At 41.9% G+C, this 24,326-nt stretch carries 20 protein-coding genes and 2 pseudogenes; 12 read left to right on the forward strand and 10 right to left on the reverse strand.

Features of this window, described 5'->3' with window-relative positions; all coding sequences use genetic code 11:
- Positions 1-2 precede the first annotated feature (2 nt).
- A complete protein-coding gene (brnQ, locus tag ACRAD_RS05710; protein WP_005025641.1) occupies positions 3-1,304 on the reverse strand; it encodes a branched-chain amino acid transport system II carrier protein in 1,302 nt (433 codons plus the stop codon).
- A 390-nt stretch (positions 1,305-1,694) separates the two neighbouring features.
- On the opposite strand from brnQ, the gene map reads away from it, so the two are divergent.
- Positions 1,695-2,489, forward strand: a complete 795-nt coding sequence (map, locus tag ACRAD_RS05715; protein WP_005014658.1) for a type I methionyl aminopeptidase — start codon at positions 1,695-1,697, stop codon at positions 2,487-2,489.
- 385 nt (positions 2,490-2,874) lie between these two features.
- On the opposite strand, the gene ACRAD_RS05720 is transcribed toward map, so the two are convergent.
- Complete coding sequence (locus ACRAD_RS05720) at positions 2,875-3,777, reverse strand: LysR family transcriptional regulator (protein WP_005014656.1); 903 nt, start codon at positions 3,775-3,777, stop codon at positions 2,875-2,877.
- 287 nt (positions 3,778-4,064) lie between these two features.
- On the opposite strand from ACRAD_RS05720, the gene ACRAD_RS05725 reads away from it, so the two are divergent.
- Complete coding sequence (locus ACRAD_RS05725) at positions 4,065-4,391, forward strand: hypothetical protein (RefSeq protein ID WP_016801507.1); 327 nt, start codon at positions 4,065-4,067, stop codon at positions 4,389-4,391.
- 14 nt (positions 4,392-4,405) lie between these two features.
- Here ACRAD_RS05725 and ACRAD_RS05730 read toward each other — a convergent pair whose 3' ends face one another.
- The gene (locus ACRAD_RS05730; protein ID WP_005025645.1) at positions 4,406-5,341 is read right to left on the reverse strand and encodes a LysR substrate-binding domain-containing protein; all 936 of its coding nucleotides are present in this window, start codon (positions 5,339-5,341) and stop codon (positions 4,406-4,408) included.
- Between the two features lie 228 nt (positions 5,342-5,569).
- On the opposite strand from ACRAD_RS05730, the gene ACRAD_RS05735 reads away from it, so the two are divergent.
- From ACRAD_RS05735 to ACRAD_RS05745, 3 genes are all read left to right on the forward strand, one after another.
- Positions 5,570-6,793, forward strand: coding sequence for an acyl-CoA dehydrogenase (locus ACRAD_RS05735; RefSeq protein WP_005025646.1), 1,224 nt, complete (start codon positions 5,570-5,572; stop codon positions 6,791-6,793).
- Between the two features lie 213 nt (positions 6,794-7,006).
- Entirely contained in the window at positions 7,007-8,320 is a 1,314-nt protein-coding gene (locus tag ACRAD_RS05740) for an MFS transporter (protein WP_005025647.1), read from the forward strand.
- 37 nt (positions 8,321-8,357) lie between these two features.
- Entirely contained in the window at positions 8,358-9,587 is a 1,230-nt protein-coding gene (locus tag ACRAD_RS05745; protein ID WP_005025648.1) for a CaiB/BaiF CoA transferase family protein, read from the forward strand.
- Positions 9,588-9,652: 65 nt separating this feature from the next.
- Here the strand turns inward: ACRAD_RS05745 and ACRAD_RS05750 are convergent, their stop codons facing one another.
- The 3 genes from ACRAD_RS05750 to ACRAD_RS05760 are packed head-to-tail and all read right to left on the reverse strand — an operon-like array spanning position 9,653 to position 11,608.
- Positions 9,653-10,264, reverse strand: coding sequence for an OB-fold-containig protein (locus tag ACRAD_RS05750; RefSeq protein WP_005014650.1), 612 nt, complete (start codon positions 10,262-10,264; stop codon positions 9,653-9,655).
- A gap of 14 nt (positions 10,265-10,278) precedes the next feature.
- Positions 10,279-10,587 carry a Rieske (2Fe-2S) protein gene (locus tag ACRAD_RS05755; protein WP_171054425.1) on the reverse strand — a complete coding sequence of 103 codons (309 nt, stop codon included), beginning with the start codon at positions 10,585-10,587 and terminating at the stop codon, positions 10,279-10,281.
- 16 nt (positions 10,588-10,603) lie between these two features.
- A complete protein-coding gene (locus ACRAD_RS05760) occupies positions 10,604-11,608 on the reverse strand; it encodes an adenosine kinase (protein WP_005025651.1) in 1,005 nt (334 codons plus the stop codon).
- A 346-nt stretch (positions 11,609-11,954) separates the two neighbouring features.
- Between ACRAD_RS05760 and ACRAD_RS05765 the strand changes: the two genes are divergently transcribed.
- Positions 11,955-14,894 carry an insulinase family protein gene (locus tag ACRAD_RS05765; protein ID WP_005025653.1) on the forward strand — a complete coding sequence of 980 codons (2,940 nt, stop codon included), beginning with the start codon at positions 11,955-11,957 and terminating at the stop codon, positions 14,892-14,894.
- Between the two features lie 25 nt (positions 14,895-14,919).
- Positions 14,920-15,993, forward strand: coding sequence for a phospholipase A (locus ACRAD_RS05770; protein WP_005025655.1), 1,074 nt, complete (start codon positions 14,920-14,922; stop codon positions 15,991-15,993).
- A gap of 43 nt (positions 15,994-16,036) precedes the next feature.
- Here the strand turns inward: ACRAD_RS05770 and ACRAD_RS05775 are convergent, their stop codons facing one another.
- The 3 genes from ACRAD_RS05775 to ilvA form a co-directional block, all read right to left on the reverse strand.
- Entirely contained in the window at positions 16,037-17,383 is a 1,347-nt protein-coding gene (locus tag ACRAD_RS05775; protein ID WP_005014643.1) for a TrkH family potassium uptake protein, read from the reverse strand.
- A 1-nt stretch (position 17,384) separates the two neighbouring features.
- Positions 17,385-18,035 (reverse strand): potassium channel family protein, encoded by a 651-nt coding sequence (locus tag ACRAD_RS05780; protein ID WP_005014642.1) that lies wholly within the window; start codon positions 18,033-18,035, stop codon positions 17,385-17,387.
- A 246-nt stretch (positions 18,036-18,281) separates the two neighbouring features.
- On the reverse strand, positions 18,282-19,820 hold the full coding sequence (gene ilvA, locus ACRAD_RS05785; protein WP_005014641.1) for a threonine ammonia-lyase, biosynthetic: 1,539 nt from the start codon (positions 19,818-19,820) through the stop codon (positions 18,282-18,284).
- Positions 19,821-19,925: 105 nt separating this feature from the next.
- On the opposite strand from ilvA, the gene rpiA reads away from it, so the two are divergent.
- The 4 genes and pseudogenes from rpiA to ACRAD_RS05805 form a co-directional block, all read left to right on the forward strand.
- Positions 19,926-20,597 (forward strand): ribose-5-phosphate isomerase RpiA, encoded by a 672-nt coding sequence (gene rpiA / locus ACRAD_RS05790; protein ID WP_005025657.1) that lies wholly within the window; start codon positions 19,926-19,928, stop codon positions 20,595-20,597.
- Positions 20,597-21,271 (forward strand): YgjP family zinc-dependent metalloprotease, encoded by a 675-nt coding sequence (locus ACRAD_RS05795; protein WP_005025659.1) that lies wholly within the window; start codon positions 20,597-20,599, stop codon positions 21,269-21,271. Before rpiA ends, ACRAD_RS05795 begins: the two co-directional genes overlap by 1 nt.
- Before the next feature lie 80 nt (positions 21,272-21,351).
- The gene (gene argC, locus ACRAD_RS05800) at positions 21,352-22,407 is read left to right on the forward strand and encodes an N-acetyl-gamma-glutamyl-phosphate reductase (protein WP_171057111.1); all 1,056 of its coding nucleotides are present in this window, start codon (positions 21,352-21,354) and stop codon (positions 22,405-22,407) included.
- 82 nt (positions 22,408-22,489) lie between these two features.
- Positions 22,490-22,777, forward strand: a pseudogene (locus ACRAD_RS05805) (DUF6776 family protein); the annotation flags it as partial.
- 11 nt (positions 22,778-22,788) lie between these two features.
- On the opposite strand, the gene ACRAD_RS05810 reads toward ACRAD_RS05805, so the two are convergent.
- A complete protein-coding gene (locus ACRAD_RS05810; protein WP_010326927.1) occupies positions 22,789-23,814 on the reverse strand; it encodes an IS30-like element ISAba125 family transposase in 1,026 nt (341 codons plus the stop codon).
- 47 nt (positions 23,815-23,861) lie between these two features.
- Between ACRAD_RS05810 and ACRAD_RS05815 the strand changes: the two are divergent.
- Positions 23,862-24,323: pseudogene (locus tag ACRAD_RS05815) on the forward strand (DUF6776 family protein); the annotation flags it as partial.
- Positions 24,324-24,326 lie beyond the last annotated feature (3 nt).

Consider the following 24,326-nt stretch of genomic DNA (forward strand, 5'->3'; position numbering starts at 1 on the left):
AGTTAACTGTTTGAATGTTTAACCCGGTCGACAATAATAGAAATGACTAGAACAATTAATGACGGGATAAGCCATGCAAGATTTTGTTCATTGAGTGGTAAATGTTGAACCGCATCTGGTAACAGATCAGAGAATCCAGCTACCTTGATTCCATCGATTATTCCAAAAATGAAAGCCATTGCTGCTACAGGCGTAATTACATAGCCCGGTTTTTTCCAGAATTTCCAGAAAAAGCTCAGCATGATCACTACAATTGCAGGTGGATAAATAGCACTCAAAACAGGAACAGAAACAGCAATCAGCTTAGTTAGTCCAAGGTTTGAAATTAAAACCGAAAATAGAACTAAAATAAGCACCAGAATCTTATAAGGAATCTTGGTAAGTTGAGTAAAGTATTCTGCACAGGCACAGGTCAAACCAATCGCCGTAACTATACAAGCTAGAAAAATGAGCAGACTTAGAAAGAGTGAACCTAAATCACCAAAAGCATGCTGTACATAAGCGTGTAGAATCTGTGCCCCATTGGCTGCGTTAGGTGCTGCTTCATGACTTCCTAGCCCCAATTTGAACAGGCTGAGATAAACTAGGGTCAGACCTACACCAGAGATCAGACTTGCAATCACTGCATATTTGGTCACGAGTTTACTATCGGTTACACCACGTGAGTGGATCGCCTGAATAATCACAATACCAAAAACTAAAGCACCCAGCGTATCCATGGTCAGATAGCCATTAACAAAGCCTTCAGACACTGGGCTATTGATATAATGGTTAATAGGAGCGGGAATAAAACCTGCCGGTATACAGAACGCAGCAATTCCAAGAACTGCTAACGCAGCAATTTTCATAGGAGCAAGAACATGACCTATCGTATCGAGTAATTTATTTGGATATAGCGAGACCAGTCCTACTATCGCAAAATAAATTAGACTGTAGATCAGTAAACTGCTACTTGAAGTGCCGAAATAAGATGAAAAGCCAATTTCATAAGACACTGTGGCTGTACGCGGTGTTGCAAACAGAGGCCCTACTGACAAATAGCACACCACAGTTAAAACTAAACTGGCTATACGGCCAAGCGGTGAACTCAATATTTCAATTGACCCTTGCACACGCGATAGTGCAATAATGGTAATTACAGGCAAACCGACCGCTGTAATGAGAAACCCCAGGGCTGCCCACCAGACATGTTCACCTGCCTGCTGTGCAACAATGGGTGGAAAAATGATATTACCGGCGCCAATAAAAAACGCGAAGGTCATAAAACCTAGATCAATAATATCCCGAGTACGAAGATTATTCATATCATATAAAGGGAGAGGGACTGTAAAAGAAGCAGCTATTCTAATTTAAAAAATAAATTTTGTCTAATTTCTCTAATATAAATTATGAAGAAAGCTGATGATAAAAATTTTTCAAAAATATAGTTTATTTCCAATGTTATAATTAATTATTTGAAAACAATTGTCTTATATAAAATAACCAGATAAAAATTTCTAAGGGTACAAATTTTTTATATCAGAAAAAAATAATTAAAAGAGTAATTTTTATGGCTAAAAAACAGCCGGTCTAAAAATTTTATAAACAGAATAATCAATTGTTATCGTTTCTGATGACTTGAAGTGCCAGTCTTAATCAGGAAATTTTATATAAAAAACGTTATACTTGAGTCACTAACCAGAGAGGATAGGTCAATGAGAGCTTCAGCTGTAACTATCAAGACAGAACAGGATATTGAAAAATTACGTATATCCGGGCGTTTGGCTGCACAAGTTTTGGAAATGATAGAGCAGTATGTCAAGCCAGGCGTTTCTACCGAATATCTTGATGATATTTGCTATGACTATATCGTAAATACTCTAAAAGTCATTCCTGCAAATGTGGGCTATCATGGTTTTACTAAGACCACCTGTATTTCACCAAATGAAGTGGTCTGTCATGGTATTCCTTCAGCGCGGACTATTTTAAAAGATGGCGATATTATCAATATTGATGTAGCAGTAATTAAAGATGGCTACTATGGAGATACCAGCCGAATGTATTATGTAGGGCAAGTCAGCCCTCAAGCTAAACATTTGGTAGAAACAACCTATGAAGCAATGGTAGCAGGAATTCATACAGTCAGACCCGGTGCCACATTGGGTGATATTGGCTATGCGATTCAAAAAGTTGCCCAGCGCGAGGGCTATACCATCGTACGTGAGTATTGCGGTCATGGAATTGGAAAAACTTATCATGAGCAACCTAATGTACTGCACTATGGTCAACCTGGACAAGGGTTGATACTGCGTAAAGGTATGGTGTTTACCATTGAGCCTATGGTGAATGCAGGTAAGGCACGTGTCAAAGAATTGAATGATGGCTGGACTGTGATTACAAGTGATAGGTCGCTTTCTGCGCAGTGGGAACATATGGTGGCGGTAACTGATAATGGATTTGAACTCTTAACACCATGGCCAGAAGGGACAGGTTCATATCCCAAAATTTAATTTTGTTTAAAAAGTAATCAAACAGTTTAATTTTATGGAAATTTAGATAAAAATTTCCATAAATTTTTATCTATTTATTTGAATTAGTATTGTATCTATTTGTAATTTTTTAAAAATATATTATATATACAACAACATAAATATAACAATTGATAGAAAATAAGTAACTTTTAAGATGTTTTATGTATTTGTTTTTAATTGGTTATTTGTATATTATTGTTTTTAGATTCTATCGCTGTAGTTTCTTTTTAGTTGTTCGTTTTTATAAGCTTACCTTTCTACAGGGTAAGCTTTTTTTTATCCATAAAATTTATTTCAATATTCAGCTGGACGACGCATAACAGAAATTTTGTCTTTTGAGTTTATTGAGCTCACGAATAGTTAGTTAATGGGCTTTGTATAAATGCTCAACCAAATACTCAATAAAAACCCTGACTGAAGGAAGCTGACCACGACGTGATGGGTAAACAGCATGGAAAACTCCATGGGGTGTGTTCCAGTCAGGAAGAACGCGAACAAGTTCTCCGTGTCTAACCAGATCAGCAGTTACACTGTCGGGGAGTAAAGCGATACCGCAGCCCTGACGTGCCAGTTGTGCCAGCATCATCAGGTCTGAACCCATGACGACAGGATTAATTTTAAATTTTCGCGATTTATTTTCCCGGTCATGCAGGGTGAGCTGCTGGTCCAGGTGATCATCAATCATGCTCAGTATTCTATGTTCTGCTAACTGGTCAGGATGAGTTAAATTGCCATATTCGTTGAGGTAAGCCTGACTGGCAACCAAATGCTGTTCAATTCGTTGAAACTGGCGAATAATTAGATTAGGGTCATTGTCCAGATTAAAACGTACCCTTAGAGCAACATCAATCCCTTCATTAATCACATCAATGCGGCGATTGGTGACACTAAGCTGAACCTTGATCTCTGGATACTGTTTTAGAAAGTCGGGTAGAATCTTCGCAATTTCATTTTGGGCTATACTGACCGGTAAACTGACTTTAATTACTCCACGCGGTTTACTGCTTAAATGATCTATCAGATCATGGGCAGCCTGTGCTGCATTCATCATGTCCTGTGCATGCTGATAGATATCCATACCAATATCAGTGACAGCAAAATGTCGCGAGCTTCGTTGAATAAGGCGCACGCCAAGACGTTCTTCCAGATTATATACTCGCCGGCTGAGTTTGGATTTGGGAATATCAGTTGCACGCTCAGCTGCACTAAAACCTCCATGCTCAACAACTAAGGCAAAGCAGTAAAAATCATCCAGATCAGTCAGCATGCAGATTTCCGTTAAAGATTATGAAAAGATATCGTTGTAGCCAGCTGTATTTTATAGCGGATTTACTTCAAGAGTTCTATTTTAAATTGCAGGTTCACTGCCATTTTAAGTTATATCTAAATAGTTAATTTAAAGGAGCTTATTAAGCTATCTGTTATCAAATTAAATTTCTTTATTTTAAACACATAATAAAATTCTACTATTTGTATCGCTATCCTCTTGATGCCCTCTATATATTGTTCTTTAAAATCTTTTACAATAGTTAAAACACACACCTGATGAACGCAATGACCTATCAATTAATTCAACTTGATGACCCGATGCAGAATGTTAGCTGCCCTTATTGCCAGCAGCATATTATTGACTGGCAGCAGGAACAATATATACAGCCTTGTCAACACACTTTATTTATAGCGATGGATTTGGGCTTTGAGTTTATTGCTGATTATTTTGAAGCCAAAATGTCTCGAACAGTAGATATAATTCATGAGGACCCAGAAATGAATATCTTTCAGGAAATTACTGCTACGGACTGGCCTGATTTAATCGTTTATAAAGCTGATCTTGGTGTAGAAGGGCTTTATCGTTATATTGGTTTATCTCAAGTGGTTTAAATAAAGCTAAAGGTTTAACCTGATAGGGTTTCCTGTTTAAGCCATTGAATAAATTTATGAATTAATGGGTTAGGCTGCTGCTGGGAATATACAAAATAATAGGATCGGGCACCTTTGAGTTTAATATCAGAAGCAATAACCAGCTCACCCGAACCGAATTCTTTTTCTAGTAGCATCTGTGGAATTAACGCAACGCCCATATGATGAGACGCCGCTACAGCCAGCATTGAAAACAGTTCATGCCGCTGACCTTCCATAGCATAAGGATAATCTGCTCCGGCAACTTCAAACCATTCTTTCCAGATGTATGGCCGGGTTGTCTGTTGCAACAGGGGCAGGCTGGCGATTTGCTTGACGGAAAGTGTGCCTTGAAATGGGCCGGATACAGGTTTGAGTTCTGGGAAATTCCGGTAAATCAGGTCTGGTGAACATACTGCAACTACATCTTCATGCATCAGGTAATGCGCTTGTGTACCTGGCCAGTTTTGTACCTGTGTTTCGGTTCCTGCATAAATAGCAGCATCAAAAATATGGTCACTAAATAAAAATGGTTTGGTGCTGGTTTCCAGATGTACATTAATTTCAGGATAAAGAGTATTAAAGCGATGTAGGCGAGGTACCAGCCAGCGTGTAGCAAACGTTGGTACAACCCCTAGTTTGAGTGTTCCGCCTAAGCCTTTATGCGACATCAGGTCCAGAGTACTTTGTTCCAGACTGAGTAGATGAGTGCGAATATCTTTATAGTACTGTTCACCTGCATGCGTTAACTCAACCCCATGTCTTGTCCGGTTAAATAATGGAAGATCCAGATATTCTTCAAGTTGCTGGATCTGACGTGAAACTGCACTCTGCGTGACAGAAAGTTCTTGTGCAGCATGAGTATAACTACGATGCTTGGCTGCTGCTTCAAAGCAGATGAGTGTCTGTAATGAAGGAATCATTCTGCGCATAAAATTCTCCCGAAGAGCGAGATAGAATAAAAGTTTCTAGCCAGTCTGTAATTTTTGCCAAGACTTGAGCTATCAGGGGAATTACTCTTCTTATATGTAAAAAAACTTATAATATGATACAAGATATGCATAAAAGGAATATCTGAATGAAAAATTATCGTTTGAAGCCTGTTCTGAACAGGAATAGCATGAAATCAATACAAGACATTCAGCAAGGCAAAGGACGCAATGAATCAGATGATCAACACTGAAAAAAAAGCTAAAGTTCATTTTAACTGGCAAGATCCGTTTTTATTGGAACAGCAACTGAATGAAGAAGAACGTATGGTTCGCGATACAGCTGCTGCATATTGCCAAGATAAGCTTATGCCACGTGTTCTGGAACAGTTTCGTCATGAAAAAACCGATCCTGCTATTTTTCGTGAAATGGGTGAGCTAGGACTACTCGGGCCAACTATTCCTGAACAGTACGGTGGTGCCGGTTTAAATTATGTCAGTTACGGTCTGATTGCACGTGAGATTGAGCGAGTGGATTCAGGCTACCGTTCTATGGCCAGTGTACAAAGTTCATTGGTTATGGTGCCAATTAATGAATTTGGCAGTGAAGAACAAAAACAGAAGTACTTACCAAAACTGGCTACAGGTGAATTCATTGGCTGTTTTGGTCTGACTGAACCGGACCATGGTTCTGACCCGGGCAGCATGTCAACTCGCGCTAAAAAGGTAGAAGGTGGATATCGACTCTCAGGCGCAAAAATGTGGATTACCAATAGCCCGATTGCTGATGTATTTGTTGTGTGGGCAAAAGAAGTTTCTAATGAAGGAAATGTTGGCCCAATTCGCGGTTTTATTCTGGAAAAAGGTTGGGAAGGGTTATCTGCACCGGCGATACATGGCAAGGTAGGTTTGCGTGCATCGATTACTGGTGAAATTGTTATGGATAATGTGTTCGTACCAGAAGGAAATGCATTTCCAGAAGTCCAGGGATTACGTGGACCATTCACCTGCCTGAATAGTGCCCGTTACGGCATTGCCTGGGGCGCCATGGGAGCTGCTGAATTTTGCTGGCATACGGCGCATCAGTATACGATGGACCGTAAACAATTTGGCCGCCCGCTTGCGGCTAACCAGCTGATCCAGAAAAAACTGGCAGATATGCAAACTGAGATTGCCCTTGGTTTACAGGTAGCTTTACGTTTTGGTCGTATGAAAGATGAGGGTATTGCTTCAGTTGAAGGCACTTCATTGATTAAGCGTAATAACTGCGGTAAGGCGCTTGATATTGCCCGTTTGGCACGTGACATGCTGGGTGGTAACGGTATCAGTGATGAGTTTGGGGTAGCGCGTCATCTGGTTAACCTGGAAGTTGTAAACACCTATGAAGGTACTCATGATGTACATGCCTTGATTTTGGGTCGTGCCCAAACTGGTATAGCTGCTTTTTCAAACTAAACCATTCCAAGAAATTTGCTGAAGATGCCTGAGTGCATCTTCATGGCGAAGCTTTGCCTGAAAATGAACCTGACACGGACTTAAGGATTCATCATGAGCTTCTCTTGGCAAGGATTCCATACACGGATAGTACTTAAAGAAAAATAATAAAAGTCTTTAATGGAACACAAGATAAGACATCGATGACTCATTTGAGAAAATGAGGAATATTAAATGAATAATGAAGTACAAGTGGCGATCAAGCCTATAAAAGGAAATCTACCGTCTAATCTGGGGACTTATGAAAAAATAGGACCGCATACCTGGAAATTTGCACTGTTATTTACTTATTTTGCCATGGTGGTCGATGGTATCGATATTATGTTGCTCTCTTACAGTTTGACCAGTCTGAGAGCTGATTTTGGTCTGAGTGCTTTTCAGGCAGGGGCCTTAGGTAGTGCATCACTCGCCGGTATGGGGGTTGGTGGTGTGTTAGGTGGATGGGCCTGTGATAAATTTGGTCGGGTACGTACCATTGCTCATTCAGTGACCTTCTTTTCAGTTGCTACCTGTTTGCTCGGATTTACTCAGACCTTTGAACAGTTTATGGCATTGCGTTTTATCGGTGCTCTCGGGATAGGCGCATTATATATGGCCTGCAATACCCTGATGGCTGAGTATGTGCCAACAACTTACCGTACCACCGTACTCGGAACATTACAGACCGGGCAAACCGTGGGCTATATCGTAGCCACTTTATTGGCCGGCTCTATTATTCCTGAACATGGCTGGCGGGTTTTATTTTTTATTACCGTTATTCCGGCATTTATCAATATTTTCTTGCAGCGTTTCGTGCCTGAACCTAAATCATGGCAACTCAATAAAATTGCGGTGCTACAGGGAACTGCTCAAGTTCAGGATCAAGAAGCAGCACCAAAAGGCGGCAGTATCTATAAACAGATTTTTAGAAATTTTAAACATCGAAAAATGTTTTTACTGTGGATGACGACAGCATTTTTTCTGCAATTTGGCTATTACGGTATTAATAACTGGATGCCTAGCTATCTGGAAACTGAAGTTCATATGAATTTTAAAAACCTGACCAGCTATATGGTGGGTTCTTACACTGCAATGATTCTTGGGAAAATTCTGGCGGGCTTCTTGGCTGACAAGTTTAACCGTCGGGCAGTTTTCGTATTCGGTACTATTGCCAGTGCAATCTTCCTGCCGGTCATTATTTTCTTTAATACCCCAGATAATATTTTATACCTGCTTATTACCTTTGGCTTTCTTTATGGCATTCCGTATGGAGTCAATGCAACCTATATGGCGGAGTCGTTCTCAACGGATGTACGTGGTACAGCCATTGGTGGTGCCTATAACATTGGACGTGTTGGGGCAGCAATTGCACCTGCAACGATCGGTTTCTTAGCCTCGGGCGGTACTTTTACGATGGCATTTATTGTCATGGGAGCAGCTTATTTTATTGCAGGCGTATTACCAGGACTGTTTATTCGTGACCGGCAATATGATCCACAACAACAGTAAAAGGCAAGCATAAATTCTTTGATATAAGGAGACAAACATGGGTGCATTGCAGGGAATAAGGGTTCTGGACCTGAGCCGTGTACTGGCCGGACCATGGTGTGGACAGATTTTGGCAGATCTGGGAGCAGAAGTAATTAAGGTTGAACGACCAGGTACAGGTGATGATACTCGTATGTGGGGGCCACCCTGGATGCTTGATCAAAACGGAGAACAAACTCGTGAATCGGGATATTTCCAGTGTACAAACCGTAATAAACACTCAGTCGCTATTGATATGGCCACTCATGAAGGCCAGGAGCTGATCCGGGAGATGGCTAAAACAGCCGATGTAGTAATTGAAAATTATAAGGCAGGTTCACTGGTACGTTATGGACTGGATTATGACAGCCTTAAGGTTTTAAATCCTCAACTTGTATATTGTTCAATCACTGGTTTTGGTCAGGATGGACCACGAGCTGCTGAACCTGGCTATGATTTTATTATACAGGGTATGGCCGGCCTGATGAGTATTACTGGGGAACCAGACAGTATACCAGGTGGTGGTGCACAGAAGGTAGGCGTTGCAGTGGTAGATCTTCAAACCGGGTTATATGCCACAATTGCGATTCAGGCTGCATTACTGGCGCGTCAGCACACTGGACGGGGACAATACATTGATATGTCTTTACTGGATGTGCAGATTGCCGGTCTGGCGAATCAGGGGATGAATTACCTGAGTTCAGGTAAAGCGCCCCAGCGTATGGGAAATACACATCCAAATATTGTTCCCTATCAGACTTTCAGGGCGAAAGATAAAGAGTTTATTGTAGCCTGTGGAAATGATAGACAATTCAGGGAACTATGTATCGCTATTTACCGGAAGGATTTATTAGGGCGTTCTGAATTTTTAACCAACCAGAGCCGGGTAAAACACCGGCATGAACTGGTGGGTATACTGTCAGATTATTTTCTGCAAGAAAATGCCCAGTATTGGGTAGAGCGAATCCATGCAGTGAAAGTACCAGTCGGTATGATAAATTCGATAGAAGAGGCATTTGCAGAGCCGCAAGTACAGGCAAGACAGATGCTGGTCAAGCTGCCCCATGTGCTTAATCCTGCATTCAGAGTTATAGGCTCGCCAATCAAATTATCAGATACGCCAGTAGAATACTGGCAAGCACCACCACGACTGGGTGAGCATACTGGCCAGATTCTCCGAGAGTTTAAAACCGAAGAGCAATTACAGCTTTTGCGTGAGAATAAGGTCATTGATGGACTGGACTTGTAATTTTATTACCATGCAATGGTAGAAAAATTATATATATTTTACTTTTTAAATGGTTTATCAAGACTCTATAATTCCGGATTGAACAGGCGGTTTGATTCGGAAATTTTCTTGGCCATATAATGTGATTTTTTAAACCGAATCAAGATTACCTGTGACTGAAATTCCAATTCACCAAATTCTGGCTCAACCTGTACATAATGTAGCTGTCCAAACTCATCTCTGACTCTGGCCTGGGCTGAGAAGCCTGGTCTTGCGCTACCACTAGAGATCGTTGCCAGTCGCCCCAGCAGGCTGGTATTTTTTTGGTTCAGCTTGGGTTTAATCACCTGATCCAGGCAATGGATCATGAACATGGTAAAGAAAATTGCAATAATCAGAGCAGGTAAAATAATATAAAAAGGTGAAATCAGCTGCTGTTGATTGGCGAAGTAAACGAACTGCAAAAAATACCCTGCAAAGCTAAAGTTCATAAGCAAAAATACAAAGATCAGAACCTTGGAAAACTTTACATCGAAGAGGGGGGAGTTCGAGATCCAGACCGGTATAAAGCGTTTGAGTAAATCGCTGGGCCGAAAACCGAACTGCATGCCGATAGTTTCTGCCATGCTGAGCAACACTAAAGCCAATAAACTGACATTAAATGGCATCAAATAATAATTAAGCAGCAGCGCAGCCATGACAGAACCTTTAATTAATTTTCTAGATAAATGCCGCCGTCAGAATGGACCTTAATGGCAACTTTCTCAAGCGACTGACCCTGACAAGGACCAGAAATACACTCTCCTGTCTCGACCAGGAACAAGGCACCATGAGTCGAGCATTCTATGAATTCCTGATCACGGTCGAGAAACTGGTTCTCTAAAAATTCAAGCTCGGTTTGCAGATGCGGACAAAGATTCTGGTAAGCATAAAAACATCCGTCGCGCTGGGTGATAAAAATATTATCACCATTAGCCGTTTCATAGCTGCGGGCTTCACGTTCTGGTATATCTTCAGTCAAGCATATTCTTTCCATATTATGCAGTTTCCTTTTTAAATTTTTGCAAGAGCTGACGGTATTGCTCCAGAGTTAACCGGGGGCCAAAATTTGCAACCACTTCACTAGAAATTAAAATAGCCAGTTCTGCCGCAGTTTTTATATCCATACCTGCATTCATAGCATAAAGTAGAGCCCCAGCAAATGCATCACCTGCGCCATTGGCATCTACAGCGATTACGCTACGACCTGGTACCTGCAAATGCTGTTCGGCTGTAGCAAGTATTGCACCCTGTGCGCTGCGGGTAATAACAACATACCGACTTTTAAATTTCAATTTTTCTAAGGCCTGCTCTGCAGTTGAGGCGCCGGTATACATCATGGCTTCATGTTCATTACAGAATAGCAGGTCTACACCGTCATCAATCATTTCGTCCAGTCCTTCACGTGCATACTGCACCATAGCCGGATCAGATAAAGTCAGCGCAATTTTTACCCCATGTGTACGAGCAATACGACGTGCTTCACGTACAGCGGCACGTGCAGTGGGGCTGGTTGACAGATAACCCTCAATATATAACCACTTTGCAGTTTGAAGAGGCGAGAAATCAATCTGGGTTTCCGAGAGTTCAGCAGTAATCCCAAGATAGGTTTGCATGGTACGTTCAGAATCTTCACTGATGAGTACCATGCAGGTACCAGTTACACCATCACTAATTGACTTGGCACTGGTTTTTACATCGGCTGCATTTAAACCGTTAAGATAAACTAGGCCAAGCTCATCATTACCTACACGACAGGCATAAAATGCTTTACCGCCTAGGGCGCTAAATGCCACCGTTGTATTGGCTGCTGAGCCACCGCTTGCCTGACCTTTATAAACTTGGGTTGCTTTCAGATTCTCATATAAGGCTGACTGAACATCACCTTCGGCCAGTTGCATGGTACCTTTTTGCAGATTCTGCTGAGTGAGGAATTCATCAGTAACTCTAAATTCTTGGTCAATTAATGCATTGCCAATTGCAAAAAGGTCAACAGTCGCCATGTTTCTCGCCATTTATCATATAAAAAAACAAGTTTACCTTAATGCTTATGTTTCTTATAGATTAATGAATAAAATTCAATATGTTTATTGAAAGAGGGGGTACGTTTTTAATTCCTCCCTATTGAAATAGAGGGTTAGCAACTATTTTACTTTAGCTGAACCGGAATTAGGACCATACTGAATCTAGCCATCTTGAAACCTACTGTTTATTTGAGACAAGGTTGAAAAAACCGATCATGCCATCATTAAAAATCTATTGTTTTAGTCAGGTTTAAAACGTGAATTGTGACTAAAACTATAGGTATAATGCAATTTATTGAATATTTTAAAAGTATGAGGAGATCACATGACTGTCGATGTCACTGAAACCATTAATCAAACTGTTCATCCTGCGTTTCAGTTGGTACGTCAACACCATGTCGAGGCCCTAGACATTTTAGTGTCTGAATACAAACACAAGATTACAGGGGCGGTGCATTACCATCTAGCCACTGACTATGATGAAAACGTATTCTTGGTAGCTTTTCGTACCCAGCCCATGGATTCAAAAGGTACTGCTCATATTTTGGAGCATACTGCTTTATGTGGCTCAGAAAAATTTCCGGTCCGTGATCCATTCTTTTTAATGATCCGCCGTTCATTAAATACTTTCATGAATGCTTTTACAGCGGCAGACTGGACAGCCTATCCGTTTGCGACCCAAAACAAGAAAGATTTTCAGAACCTGTTATCTGTTTATCTCGATGCAGCCTTTACTGCAAACCTAAATCCTCTGGATTTTGCTCAGGAAGGTATTCGGGTAGAGCTCGAAGATGACCAGCCTGTCTATAAAGGCGTGGTTTTTAATGAAATGAAGGGGGCGATGAGTTCACCTTCAGATCAGTTGTATCATCAGCTGGCAGAACATTTATTCCCACAAACCACTTATCATTATAATTCAGGTGGTGATCCTAAAGACATTCCTGATCTGACTTATGAGCAGCTAGTCGATTTTTATAAGTCGCATTATCATCCAAGTAATGCAGTCTTTATGACTTTTGGTAATCTTTCGGCGTATGAGTTGCAGGAACAGTTTGAAACACTGGCTTTAAACAAGTTTAAACCTGGAAAAACACTCTATTCTACTCCGGAAAAACGCCTGTCAGCCCCTATAGAGGTTACTGAAACTTATGCAGTAGATGGCGATGAGCTAACAGATAAAACTTATCACGTATTGGGCTGGTTGTTACCTCAGGCTAGTGACATCAAATTGCGTTTAGGTATGCGTCTGGTTGAAGGCATATTACTGGAAGACTCGGCTTCACCCTTACGGCATTATCTGGAAACCTGTGGATATGCACAGTCTACAGGCCCGTTTATGGGAGTAGATGACAGCAACTTTGAGATGACTTTTTATTGTGCAGTGCAAGGTTCTAATCCGGAGCATGCACAGACATTTAAAGAAGGCGTACTTAATATCTTGCAGGAAGTGGCATCAAAACCTGTAGAGTCAAAACTGATTGAAGCAATTTTGCATCAGATCGAACTGCATCAGCGTGAAATTGGTGGTGATGGTACACCTTATGGCCTCAGTCTAATCTTGAATGGTTTGAGTAGTGCTATTCATCACAATGACCCAATTCATGTATGGGATGTCGACAGCGCGATTGAACAGGTAAGAGAAGAACTAAAAGATCCAATGTGGCTGTCTAGCCTGATCCAGACTTATCTGCTTGATAACCCGCATCGTGTTCAACTGACGCTGGTTCCTGATGCTGAAAAGTCTCTAAAGGATGAGCAGGCTGAAAAAGCTCGTCTGGCTAAACTCGCTGAGACATTGTCTGAAGCAGACCGTAAACAGATTCTGGAAAATACAGAAGCATTGAAGCAACGTCAGAATATGGAAGATGATCTGGACCTGTTACCTAAAGTAGGTTTGGAGGATGTGCCTGAAGAGCTGCACATTGTACAGGGTCAGCTGCGTGAAATTATCTGTAATAATCTGGATACCCCTTTAAATCTTTACCATGCTGGAACAAATGGTATTTATTATCAGCAGGTGCTGATCCAGATTCCTGACGAGATAATAAATTCACCTTACTTTAACTTGCTGTCAGTCCTGATGGGTGAGGTGGGTGCAGGAGAGTATGGCTATCTTGAACTGCAACAGCTGCAAACTGCAGTGAGTGGTGGGTTAGGCATGGGTGCTTCATTACGCAGCAAAGTTAATGATAAAGGTCGTATAAGTGCCTGGCTGACATTAACCACTAAGTCACTGGTTAATAAATTTGATGCGATCCATCTACTTAAGCTAGCTTTTGAGCAGCTTCGTTTTGATGAAAAAAGCCGTATCATAGAACTTCTGCAACAGCGTAAAACCCGTTGGCATTCACGGATTTCCGGCTCAGGACATAGTTATGCGATGCAAACAGCGTCACGTAACATGAGTGCACTGGCTCGTCGTGATTACCATACGACAGGACTGGGTGCGCTCAACTGGATGACAGATCTGGTCAGCAAGATTGAAAAAGATGAGGCAGAGTATCATCGCCTTATTGATGAGTTGAAGTTAATTCATCGCAAACTGTTACAGGCTCCTAAACAGTTTTTGCTGGTGTGTGAAGAACACCAGACTGAACGCTTGTTGGAAGAAATCCAGGACGTATGGAATAAACTGGCTGTAGATCAAACTCAAGCTGAGCTGACTCAGGTTAAATTCGAAGATAATAACGCGGATGAAGCCTGGTTAATCCAGTCTAATGTTCAGTTCTGTGCCTCAGCTTATCAGGCTGTTGAAGTCTCCCACCCAGATGCTGCACCGCTAATGGTATTGGCTGCATACTTGCGTAACGGCTTTTTGCATAGCGCTATTCGTGAAAAAGGTGGGGCTTATGGTGGAGGAGCCAGCTATGATGGTAATGCTTGCAGTTTCCGTTTCTATAGTTATCGCGATCCACGTCTCGCAGAAACTTTCAACGACTTTGATTCAAGCTTGAACTGGTTATTTAATGCTGAACAAAAACCACACCAGTTAGAAGAGGCTATTCTTGGTTTGGTTGCCAGTATGGATAAGCCGGGTTCTCCAGCGGGTGAAGCTATTACAGCATGTTATGCATTACTGCATGAACGTACGCCAGCCTTTAGAAAAATCTTGCGTCAGCGTATATTACAGACTACTTTTGATGATCTGAAACGGGTTGTAAATATTTATCTGACCGGTCAGAAACCGGTTAGAGCGGTGGTTGCACCATTTGCAAAGCGTGATGAATTAGTACAACTCGGTTTTGAAATTAAACAAGTCAAATAAATAAAACTGAAAACTGGAGAATAAAATGTCGTTCAAAGCCTTTGAACGGCCCTCACTTCAGCTGGGTATCCTTGCGATACTTGGCGTGGTGGTGGTGTCTACAAGCCATGCGGAAGATCCTGCGGCGGCTAAACCTGCGAGTGCACAAGCATGTGTAGGACTTGCTTCCAATGCAGATCGTCTGGCCTGTTATGATGCATTGTTTGTGGTACCCGAAGCAGAAAAACCTTTAGTGGTGGCTCAACGCAAAGCAGTAGAAGATCCAAAAATTGATCCGAATGTTTCATTGCTGGACCGCCGTTGGGAGCTTTCTCCAGAAAGCAAGCTCGGTACATGGAATATTCGTGCGCACCAGCCAGTCTATTTGCTGCCAGCTTATTGGACCAGCGATAAAAATGAAACACCTTCGAGTCCAAATCCTGAAAATACAGTCTCTGCAGAAGATGCACAGGACCTTAAGTCAATTGAAGCCAAGTTCCAGATTTCCTTTAAAACCAAAGCGGCAGAAAATATATTTGGTGATAATGGCGACCTATGGTTAGGTTATACCCAGTCGTCACGCTGGCAGGTATATAACGAAGATGAATCCCGTCCGTTTCGGGAAACTAATTATGAACCTGAAGTCAGCCTGATGTTCCGCACGAATTATAATTTGCTAGGTTTAAACGGCCGGTTACTGGGTTTGACTTTTAATCACCAGTCTAACGGCCGTGCAGATCCTTTATCGCGTAGCTGGAACCGTATCATTATGAATGTCGGGCTTGAGCGTGAAAATTTTGCTCTTATGCTGCGACCTTGGTACCGTATTGAGGAAAATGCAAGTGATGACAACAATGCAGATATTGATGACTACATCGGCCGTGGAGATTTAACGGCCTTCTATCGCTGGAAAGATCACGATTTCTCTTTGATGTTGCGGCACTCTTTAAAAGGAGGCGATGACTCACATGGTGCTGCCCAATTTGACTGGGCATTCCCGATTAGCGGCAAATTGCGTGGACATTTTCAATTGTTTGATGGTTATGGCGAGAGCTTGATTGATTATAATCACCGTGCTACCTATGTGGGTCTGGGTGTTTCACTCATGAACTGGTACTAGAGCCCTACTGTAAAAAACCACTCTCAAGAGTGGTTTTTTTAATTTAACCGATCTGGATATCGGTTGGCGGGTGCTTAAGCCGGCTCTTCTTTGGAGTTGCAATCAGATATGCTAATGTTAAAGGACCAAGCCGTCCGGCATACATCAGGAAAATAAGGATCATTAAGCTGCCAGGACTCAGTTCACTGGTAATCCCGCGCGATAAACCTACAGTACATGCAGCAGAGACAATTTCGAATAGCAGATCCAAAAAGTTTTGCCGGGGTTCCAGCAGAAGAATCAGGAAAAATCCTCCAAAGATTAAAATGCAGGTAATCATGGCGACGGCCAGTGCCTTCACTGTGGTTTCCTGTGAGATTGAATGGTTAAAAGCACGGACTTCCTCATTACGGCGCAAGAAAGAAATTACGCTGAGCAGTAAGACTACAAATGTACCTACTTTAATACCACCCGCCGTGCTGAGAGAGCCACCTCCAATAAACATCAATAGCATCACCACTAACGTCGAAGTACTCGTCATTGAACCTGTATCAATGGTATTTAGGCCAGAGGAACGTGGCGCAGTGGCCTGAAACCAAGCATGTACAGCCTGTTCACCCAGATTTAGCTGACCGAGCGTCTGATAATTGGTTGCTTCTAACATCCAGATCACTATAAAAGCCAACAGATTGATAATGGCAATGGAACTCAATACCAACTTGCTGTTGGCGCTAAGTTTGCTCCAGCTTTTGGAGCGTTTTATATCCATGAGTACAATAAAACCGATTCCCCCAATGATATAGAGCAGGCTAATAACCAAGTAAACCAGATATTGCCCTTCAAAGCTCATCAGGCTATCGCCAAAAATAGAAAAACCGGCATTGTTAAATGAAGAAATACTGTAAAAAATTGCATAATGCAGGCTAGTTGGAAAGCCGTATTCAGGCGTAAATAATACCGTTAATATAACTGTGCCGATGAGCTCAAAAAATAAAGTATAGAAAAAAACGCCTTTGGCTACAAAAGTGACTTTGGACAGATTGGTTTGTCCGGTAGCAGTTTGTGCCATCATCTGCTGTCTGAGACGTACTTTAGGAGAAAGGCTCAGTGCTGCCAGAATGGCAAAGGTCATAAAACCTAGGCCCCCGCTCTGAATAAGGAGCAAGAGTACTGTCTGGCCAAAACCTGTTAGAGAGTCATGAACACTGATGGTGGATAAACCAGTAATCGTGACTGCCGATGTAGCAGTAAATAATGCATCCATCCAGCTCAAATGGCCGTGGTGAGAGATAGGCAGGCGCAACAACAGGGTTCCAACCAGAATGAAACTTAAAAATCCTAAAGCCAGAAGTGTAGGAGGGCTCAGGTTAACAGTTCGTTGTGTGAGATGTCTAAAATTAGGAAAATGCATGTTAGAGAAAACGCATTGAAAGTCTTTGGAGCTGCTCCAGAGAGCCTTCTATGATTAAAATATCCCCATACTTTAAAGTGAAATCTGGAGCAGGCTCATAAAAAATTTCTTTGCCGCGCTTTAAAAGCAGCAGATGAACTTTTGCGACCTGGTTAATCAGGCCAAACAGATGCACACCTTCAAGTTTATTTTCAATATTGATCCGAACTATAAAATGATCATCCTCAAGTGCCATGTAACGGCTGACCATAGGATAATTTAAAGCTTGGGCGACCCTGACCCCCATATCTTCTTCAGGGTGAATGATCTTGTCGATGCCTAAATGACTCAGAATCATATGATGTGCCTTGGTCTTGGCTTTCACCCAGATCTTGTTTACCCCCATGTTTTTCAGGTGTAGAACACATAAAATACTGGCTTCAATATCCTCACCAATTGCCACTACGACAGCATCACAATCCTGAATATTAAGCTCTTCGAGCACATGTTCATCAGTCGCATCCGCAATCACTGCATGTGATAACTGGTCACCAATATTTTCAACGTGACGTTTAACCAGATCTATACCAATCACGTCATGCTTGAGGCGGGTAAGTTCGGTAGCGACAGTAGCTCCAAAGCTACCCAGACCAATTACGGTAAATAAAGCCATTCAGAAAACCTGCTATCTTTCTTCTAAAGTCTGCACTGTAAAGAGTACAAAGCTTAATCTATTATACAGCGTGATAATATCACTTTAGTTTTAATTGTTTTGAGGTTGCTGTGTTACAAAAAATACAGGGTATTACCTTAATAAAAAAGAAAATTTTAAAGTGTATTAAAACCCCAAACGGGTAGGCTTAAATAAAATGATATAAAATAAAAAACCGGCTCTAGGCCGGCTTCTATTTACCAAAAACTATTTAAGAAAACGCTTATAGCCAATATTATGAGTTATTTCCTCATACGGATAAGTGATTGTTTTCAAGGTTTCAATTATTCCGTCCGGATTCTGCTTGGCATCTGTCGCCTCCATACCCACCAGGACCCGTCCTTCAGCTGCGCCATGGTTGCGGTAGTGGAACAGGGTAATATTATGAGTCGGGCCAAGGCGTTCAAGGAACGTCAGCAGGGCACCTGGACGTTCCGGAAACTCTACCCGGAACAGGCGCTCATTTTCAATATTGGCATGGCCACCAATCAAATAGCGGATGTGCAGCTTGGCAACTTCATCATCGGACAGGTCATCCACCTCGTAACTTTCTTTTAGCAGGTTATGGATTTCATGGCGTTCTGCTTCACCACCTTTTAAACTGATGCCCACAAAAACCTGTGCCGAGTCACTTTCACTGGCGCGGTAGTTAAATTCAGTAATATTACGACCTTGCAGGGTTCGGCAAAATTGTAAAAAGGCACCTTTCTGTTCAGGAATGGTTACAGCATAGATTGCTTCACGACGTTCCCCCAGTTCTGTACGTTCAGCGATATAGCGTAATCGGTCAAAGTTCATGTTTGCACCGCAAACAATAGACACAATATTTTTACCAGTCAGTTTATGCTGTTCAATATACTTTTTAATACCTGCCAATGCCATTGCACCCGAAGGTTCGACAATACTGCGGTTTTCATCAAATGTTTCTTTAATTGCTGCACAAATTTCGTCTGTATTTACCAGAACAACCTCAGGCTCAACAATCGGGCCCGAATTATCAGATTTCTGCAAGCGGATTACTTCAAAAGGCTTTTCACCAATCTGTGCTACGGCTGTACCATCTGCAAACAGGCCTACCGATGGCAAAATTACACGCTCACCAGATTCTAGGGCTGCCTTTAAACAGGCTGATTCATCATATTCGACAGGAATCACTTTTACATGTGGCGCAACATCACCTAAATAGGCAGCTATACCTGCTATCAGGCCACCGCCACCTACTGCAACAAATACATATTCTACATCACGCCACTGGCGCAAAATTTCATTGGCGATGGTCCCTTGTCCGGCCATAACCAGTTCATCGTCATAAGGCGGGATAAAAGTCATACCTTCTTCTGATGCACGTTGAATTGCATATTTGTTGGCAATATCAAAAGAATCGCCGTGCAGAACCACTTCACCACCAAGGCGTTTTACAGCCTGAATTTTAATATCTGGTGTGGTTTTTGGCATAACAATAATGGCACGAATTCCCAGTTTCTTTCCAGACAGGGCAACACCTTGGGCATGGTTACCTGCTGAAGCTGTAATTACGCCACGTTCTAGCTGAGTTTTGGGTAATTGGCTAATGCGGTTATAAGCACCGCGCAGCTTAAATGAAAAAACTGGCTGTAAGTCTTCACGTTTAAAGCGAATATTGTTGTTTAGTTTTTCACTAATTCGTGGCGCTGCTTCGAGTGGGGTTTCGATTGCAACATCATAAACCGTTGCTTGTAAAATTTGTCGAACCAAACGAGACAGCATGTTAATCTTCCATCTAACAGTTTAAAATAGGGGCTTATTGTAACAAACCCCTGTACATTTGCGCCGTTTAATTGGCCAATTTGCTAAAAATAGTTGAGTGAAGTCATGAGTCTGTATACCACCCAAGATGAAAAAAAACAGGCAGCTGCCAAAGCGGCGCTAAAACATTTGCCTCGAGGCGGTATTTTGGGCGTAGGCACAGGGAGCACGGTTAATTTCCTGATCGAGTTATTGCCAGAGCTGCAACTTGAAGCAGCAGTGGCCAGTTCTAATGCAACAGCAGAGCGACTGAAAAAACTGGGCATTGAAGTGGTTGACATGAACCATGTTGGCGGTCTGGATGCCTACGTCGATGGTGCAGATGAAATCGACCGTCATATGCATATGATTAAAGGGGGCGGTGCAGCACTGACTCGTGAAAAGATTGTTGCTTCAATTGCCAAGAAATTTGTTTGTATTGTAGATGACTCGAAGTGGGTAGAACAGCTGGGCCGTGATTTTCCTTTGCCTGTAGAAGTCATTCCTATGGCACGTTCTGCAGTAGCGCGTAAACTGGTAAGTCTGGGTGGCGATCCGGTATATCGTGAAGGGGTGATTACAGATAATGGTAATGTGATTCTGGATATCTATAATCTGAATATCTTGAACGCACTCGAACTTGAAAAAACCATCAATAATATTCCTGGAGTGGTAACCAACGGTATATTTGCGATCAACAAAGCTGATATTGCAATTGTGGCCACCAATAATGGCATTGAAGAGCGTACAGCCATTTAATGCAGCAGGCTGAATTACCTGAAATCAGAATTGTTCGGCATGCAACAGCAAAGCGTTTGCGCTTGCGTGTCGAACCACAAGGGGTGCGGCTCACTGTACCTCTGCGTTGTACTAAGAAACAGATAGAACAGTTTTTATCTCAGGCAGAGAACTGGTTGTTAGAGACATGGCATAAACAGCAGAGCCAGATACCAGATCTGTTTTCTATTCCAGAGTCTATAAAATTTTTTAATTGCCCTGCTGAGCTTGCAATAAAGCAATGTGCGCAAAAAAACTCTTTTATTTTAAATATAGAGCAGCAGATTCTTATTAATCAGAATCACCCTGAACATAGCTTAAAAGCCTGTGTAATAGATCAGGCAAAGCAGCTGCTACCTGATTATCTCGAATCCATAAGTCAGGAAATTGGGTTGCCGTATAAAACATGCAGTATTCGCCAGCCCAAGACCCGGTGGGGGAGTTGCAGCAGTGTACATGATATTATGCTGCATGCAGGCGCGATATTAATGCCAGAGCAACTGGTGTGCTACTTGTGTATTCATGAACTGGCACATACCCGGCATTTTAATCATAGTCCTCTGTTTTGGGCAGAAGTGGCGCGGCATGATCCAGATTATCTGGTGCACCGCCAGCAGCTTAAGAGTTATAAGTTACCTGGCTGGTGGTATATATAGACTGTGATCTGATGCAGTTGCACATTGTAGAAAATGAGATGAACTGCCATACTAGCCGGGTTTAGGTAAACCTTGAGGAAATAAGAGTGATTTCTGTCGGAATTGTGGGTGGTACAGGTTATACAGGCGTTGAATTGCTACGTCTTTTATTACGGCATCCCGATGTTCAAGTCAGTGTACTCACCTCACGTACAGAAGCAGGCAAGCGTGTAGATGACATGTTCCTAAGTCTGCGCGGCTATACCGATCTCCAGTTTTCAGACTTGGATATGAATGTCCTGAAACATTGTGACGTGGTGTTTTTTGCCACACCGCACGGTGTTGCCATGAAGCACGCTGCCGAGCTGGTTGCTGCTAATACCAAAGTGATTGATCTGGCAGCTGACTTCCGTTTACAGAACTTACAGCAGTTCGAGAAATGGTATGGTCTGGAACATAGCTGTCCGGATATATTGACTGAATCAGTTTACGGTTTAACCGAACTTAACCGTGAAAAAATCAAGCAGGCTAAGGTAGTAGGAAATCCGGGCTGTTATCCAACTACGGTTCAACTTGGTCTGGCGCCACTATTTAAATCTGAACAAGAGCTGGTTAAACCAGCCAGTATTATTATTGATGCTAAGTCTGGCGTTTCAGGGGCGGGTCGTAAAGCCAGTCTTGGCATGATTTACAGCGAAAATGCCGATAATTTTAAAGCTTATGGTGTTGCCGGTCACCGTCATCATCCAGAGATAGTAGAGGCGTTAGAGAACATTTCTGGCCAGAGCGGTGTATTTGACCAGATTCTGTTTATTCCACATCTGGTACCGATGATTCGCGGTATGTTCAGTACTATTTATGTTGATTTAACTGAACAGGGACAAAATACTGATCTACAGTCACTTTATGAAATCTTTTATGCCGATGAACAGTTTGTTGATGTAATGCCATCCAGTAGCTCACCTGAAACTCGTAGTGTACGTGGTGCCAACCAGTTACGTATTGCCCTGTATAAGCCACAGCCAACAAAACTGGTTATTTTAGTGGTTCAGGACAATCTTGTTAAAGGTGCAGCGGGTCAAGCGGTACAAAATATGAACCTAATGTTTGGTTTTGCTGAAAATGCTGGTCTGACCGGTATTGGCTTATTACCATAAAAAACGCTTTTGAACTTCACACATATTTATTTTTAGATTTAAATGTGTGCTTTGAAAAAATTTTTGTATTTTAGAGATGACGATGCAAAACACAGAACCTAATACCACGTCACATAAAGTGAAGAAGCCATTTTTGCAAACCAATATGCCATTGGTTATGGGAGGAGCACTTCTGACATTAGGAAGCCTGGCATTAGGATATTCAGTTGGCCATCGTCAAGGCTTGTCAGTGGTCGGTTATGATGCAGATGCCGAGCAACTGGTTGAAGTGGTCCAGAAGCAGAAAACTGCTCTAAATGCCTTGAACAAGAGCTTGAATGCAGCAATTCAGGAGCGCGATGTGGCGGTAAGCAATTCTAACGATTTGTATACTGGGCGAATTCAAACATGAGGTGCGACAGTTTGAAAAGTCTTATGATAATCAACAAGCTGAGCAAATTTCTCTAATGGTGTAAGCCAATCTAACGCTTTTCTAGGACGAGTATTCAGTGACATGGCAACTTGATTTAAATAATGCTGATCTGCCTGATTTAAATCAATCCCTTTAGGTAAATATTGCCTAATTAAACCATTCATATTTTCGCATGTGCCTTTTTGCCAGGGTGAATGTGGGTCACAGAAATATACATCTATGCCTAAATCTTCTTCAAGTATTTTATGTTCTGCCATCTCGCGTCCACGGTCATAGGTCAACGTTTTACGCAGTTCTGCAGGTAAATATTTCAGAGCTTCAGTTAAAGCCTTGCGCACTGATTCTGCCTTTGCATCAGGTAATGTTGCCAAGATACAGAGCCGTGTATTTCGTTCAATAAGTGTTGCTATCGAACTTTTATTGTCTTTACCTTTAATTAAATCAGCTTCCCAATGACCCGGTATTTTTCTTTCTTGAACTTCGGCTGGGCGCTCATGAATAGTTTTAATATCCTGTAATATAGAATCTTTTTTAGGTTCACCGTTAGCTTTTCGCTTTTTATTTTCATGACGCAGACAGGATAATAAGTCTTTTTTCAACTCACCCTTTGGTAATGCTCGTATCGTTGAATAAATCGTTGTATGGCTTACATTCATTGTTTGATCCAAATCAGGAAATGTCTTTAAACGCTTTGCTATTTGCTGAGGAGACCATAAACAACGGATCGCTTCAACAATAAATTTCCAGAGGATTGAATCGATTTTGAGTTTTCTGTGACCACGTCTACGTCTAGCGAAGGTGTTATCAGAAGCATATCGAGCTTGATAAACGTCATTGATGCTATTTCTTTTAAGCTCACGATAGATCGTACTAGGATGTCTTTTAATGAGTTCAGCAAATTTTCTGGCTGAAAAGCCTTCTTTTCTTGACTCAAGCATTAATGCAGTACGATCTTCAAAGTTAAGATGATGGTATGACAATTTTATATACTCCATAAACCCTTTAAATTAATTAGGTGGTTTATGTCGCACTTCAAGTTTTACTCTGCCCTGCATTAAATGAAGCCCGTGCCAAGCAGTCTCAGGTTGAGGGTATGAGCCTGATCTATCGTGAAGTACTACGTGACCGTGGTGGCCTGAGTCTGACTATACAAAATTTGGGAATTAAACCGCTTTCTGAAAATGCTTATGAGTACCAGCTTGATCTGGTACAGGTCAGCCCCAATAAACGTCGTGCTTCAGGTTCGGTTGAGCTGCGCCTGATTCAGGGCACAGAGGTGCTGGTTGTACCTCTTGAAGACAATAAATTTAATTTCGAAGACTTTGAGCGTCTGACCGGGCGCTGGACTATGCCAAAAGGCTTTACACCTCAATTTATTGAGGTCCGTTTAACTGGAGCAGGCACGCCAGTCATCAAGCGTTTCAGCTGGCAACGTGGAAAACCTGTTGAAAATTCATCAGCATTTATTTCTGAAATTCCTCAAGCAGAAGCAAATGCACAGTAAGTG

Origin of the sequence: Acinetobacter radioresistens DSM 6976 = NBRC 102413 = CIP 103788, assembly GCF_006757745.1 — a bacterium.
Lineage (GTDB): Bacteria > Pseudomonadota > Gammaproteobacteria > Pseudomonadales > Moraxellaceae > Acinetobacter > Acinetobacter radioresistens.

Coding starts and splice junctions, on each gene's coding strand:
- brnQ (WP_005025641.1), bottom strand. CDS start 1,304: ATGAATAATCTTCGTACTCGGGATATTATTGATCTAGGTTTTATGACC.
- map (WP_005014658.1), top strand. CDS start 1,695: ATGAGAGCTTCAGCTGTAACTATCAAGACAGAACAGGATATTGAAAAA.
- ACRAD_RS05720 (WP_005014656.1), bottom strand. CDS start 3,777: ATGCTGACTGATCTGGATGATTTTTACTGCTTTGCCTTAGTTGTTGAG.
- ACRAD_RS05725 (WP_016801507.1), top strand. CDS start 4,065: ATGACCTATCAATTAATTCAACTTGATGACCCGATGCAGAATGTTAGC.
- ACRAD_RS05730 (WP_005025645.1), bottom strand. CDS start 5,341: ATGCGCAGAATGATTCCTTCATTACAGACACTCATCTGCTTTGAAGCA.
- ACRAD_RS05735 (WP_005025646.1), top strand. CDS start 5,570: ATGAATCAGATGATCAACACTGAAAAAAAAGCTAAAGTTCATTTTAAC.
- ACRAD_RS05740 (WP_005025647.1), top strand. CDS start 7,007: ATGAATAATGAAGTACAAGTGGCGATCAAGCCTATAAAAGGAAATCTA.
- ACRAD_RS05745 (WP_005025648.1), top strand. CDS start 8,358: ATGGGTGCATTGCAGGGAATAAGGGTTCTGGACCTGAGCCGTGTACTG.
- ACRAD_RS05750 (WP_005014650.1), bottom strand. CDS start 10,264: ATGGCTGCGCTGCTGCTTAATTATTATTTGATGCCATTTAATGTCAGT.
- ACRAD_RS05760 (WP_005025651.1), bottom strand. CDS start 11,608: ATGGCGACTGTTGACCTTTTTGCAATTGGCAATGCATTAATTGACCAA.
- ACRAD_RS05765 (WP_005025653.1), top strand. CDS start 11,955: ATGACTGTCGATGTCACTGAAACCATTAATCAAACTGTTCATCCTGCG.
- ACRAD_RS05770 (WP_005025655.1), top strand. CDS start 14,920: ATGTCGTTCAAAGCCTTTGAACGGCCCTCACTTCAGCTGGGTATCCTT.
- ACRAD_RS05775 (WP_005014643.1), bottom strand. CDS start 17,383: ATGCATTTTCCTAATTTTAGACATCTCACACAACGAACTGTTAACCTG.
- ACRAD_RS05780 (WP_005014642.1), bottom strand. CDS start 18,035: ATGGCTTTATTTACCGTAATTGGTCTGGGTAGCTTTGGAGCTACTGTC.
- ilvA (WP_005014641.1), bottom strand. CDS start 19,820: ATGCTGTCTCGTTTGGTTCGACAAATTTTACAAGCAACGGTTTATGAT.
- rpiA (WP_005025657.1), top strand. CDS start 19,926: ATGAGTCTGTATACCACCCAAGATGAAAAAAAACAGGCAGCTGCCAAA.
- ACRAD_RS05795 (WP_005025659.1), top strand. CDS start 20,597: ATGCAGCAGGCTGAATTACCTGAAATCAGAATTGTTCGGCATGCAACA.
- ACRAD_RS05810 (WP_010326927.1), bottom strand. CDS start 23,814: ATGGAGTATATAAAATTGTCATACCATCATCTTAACTTTGAAGATCGT.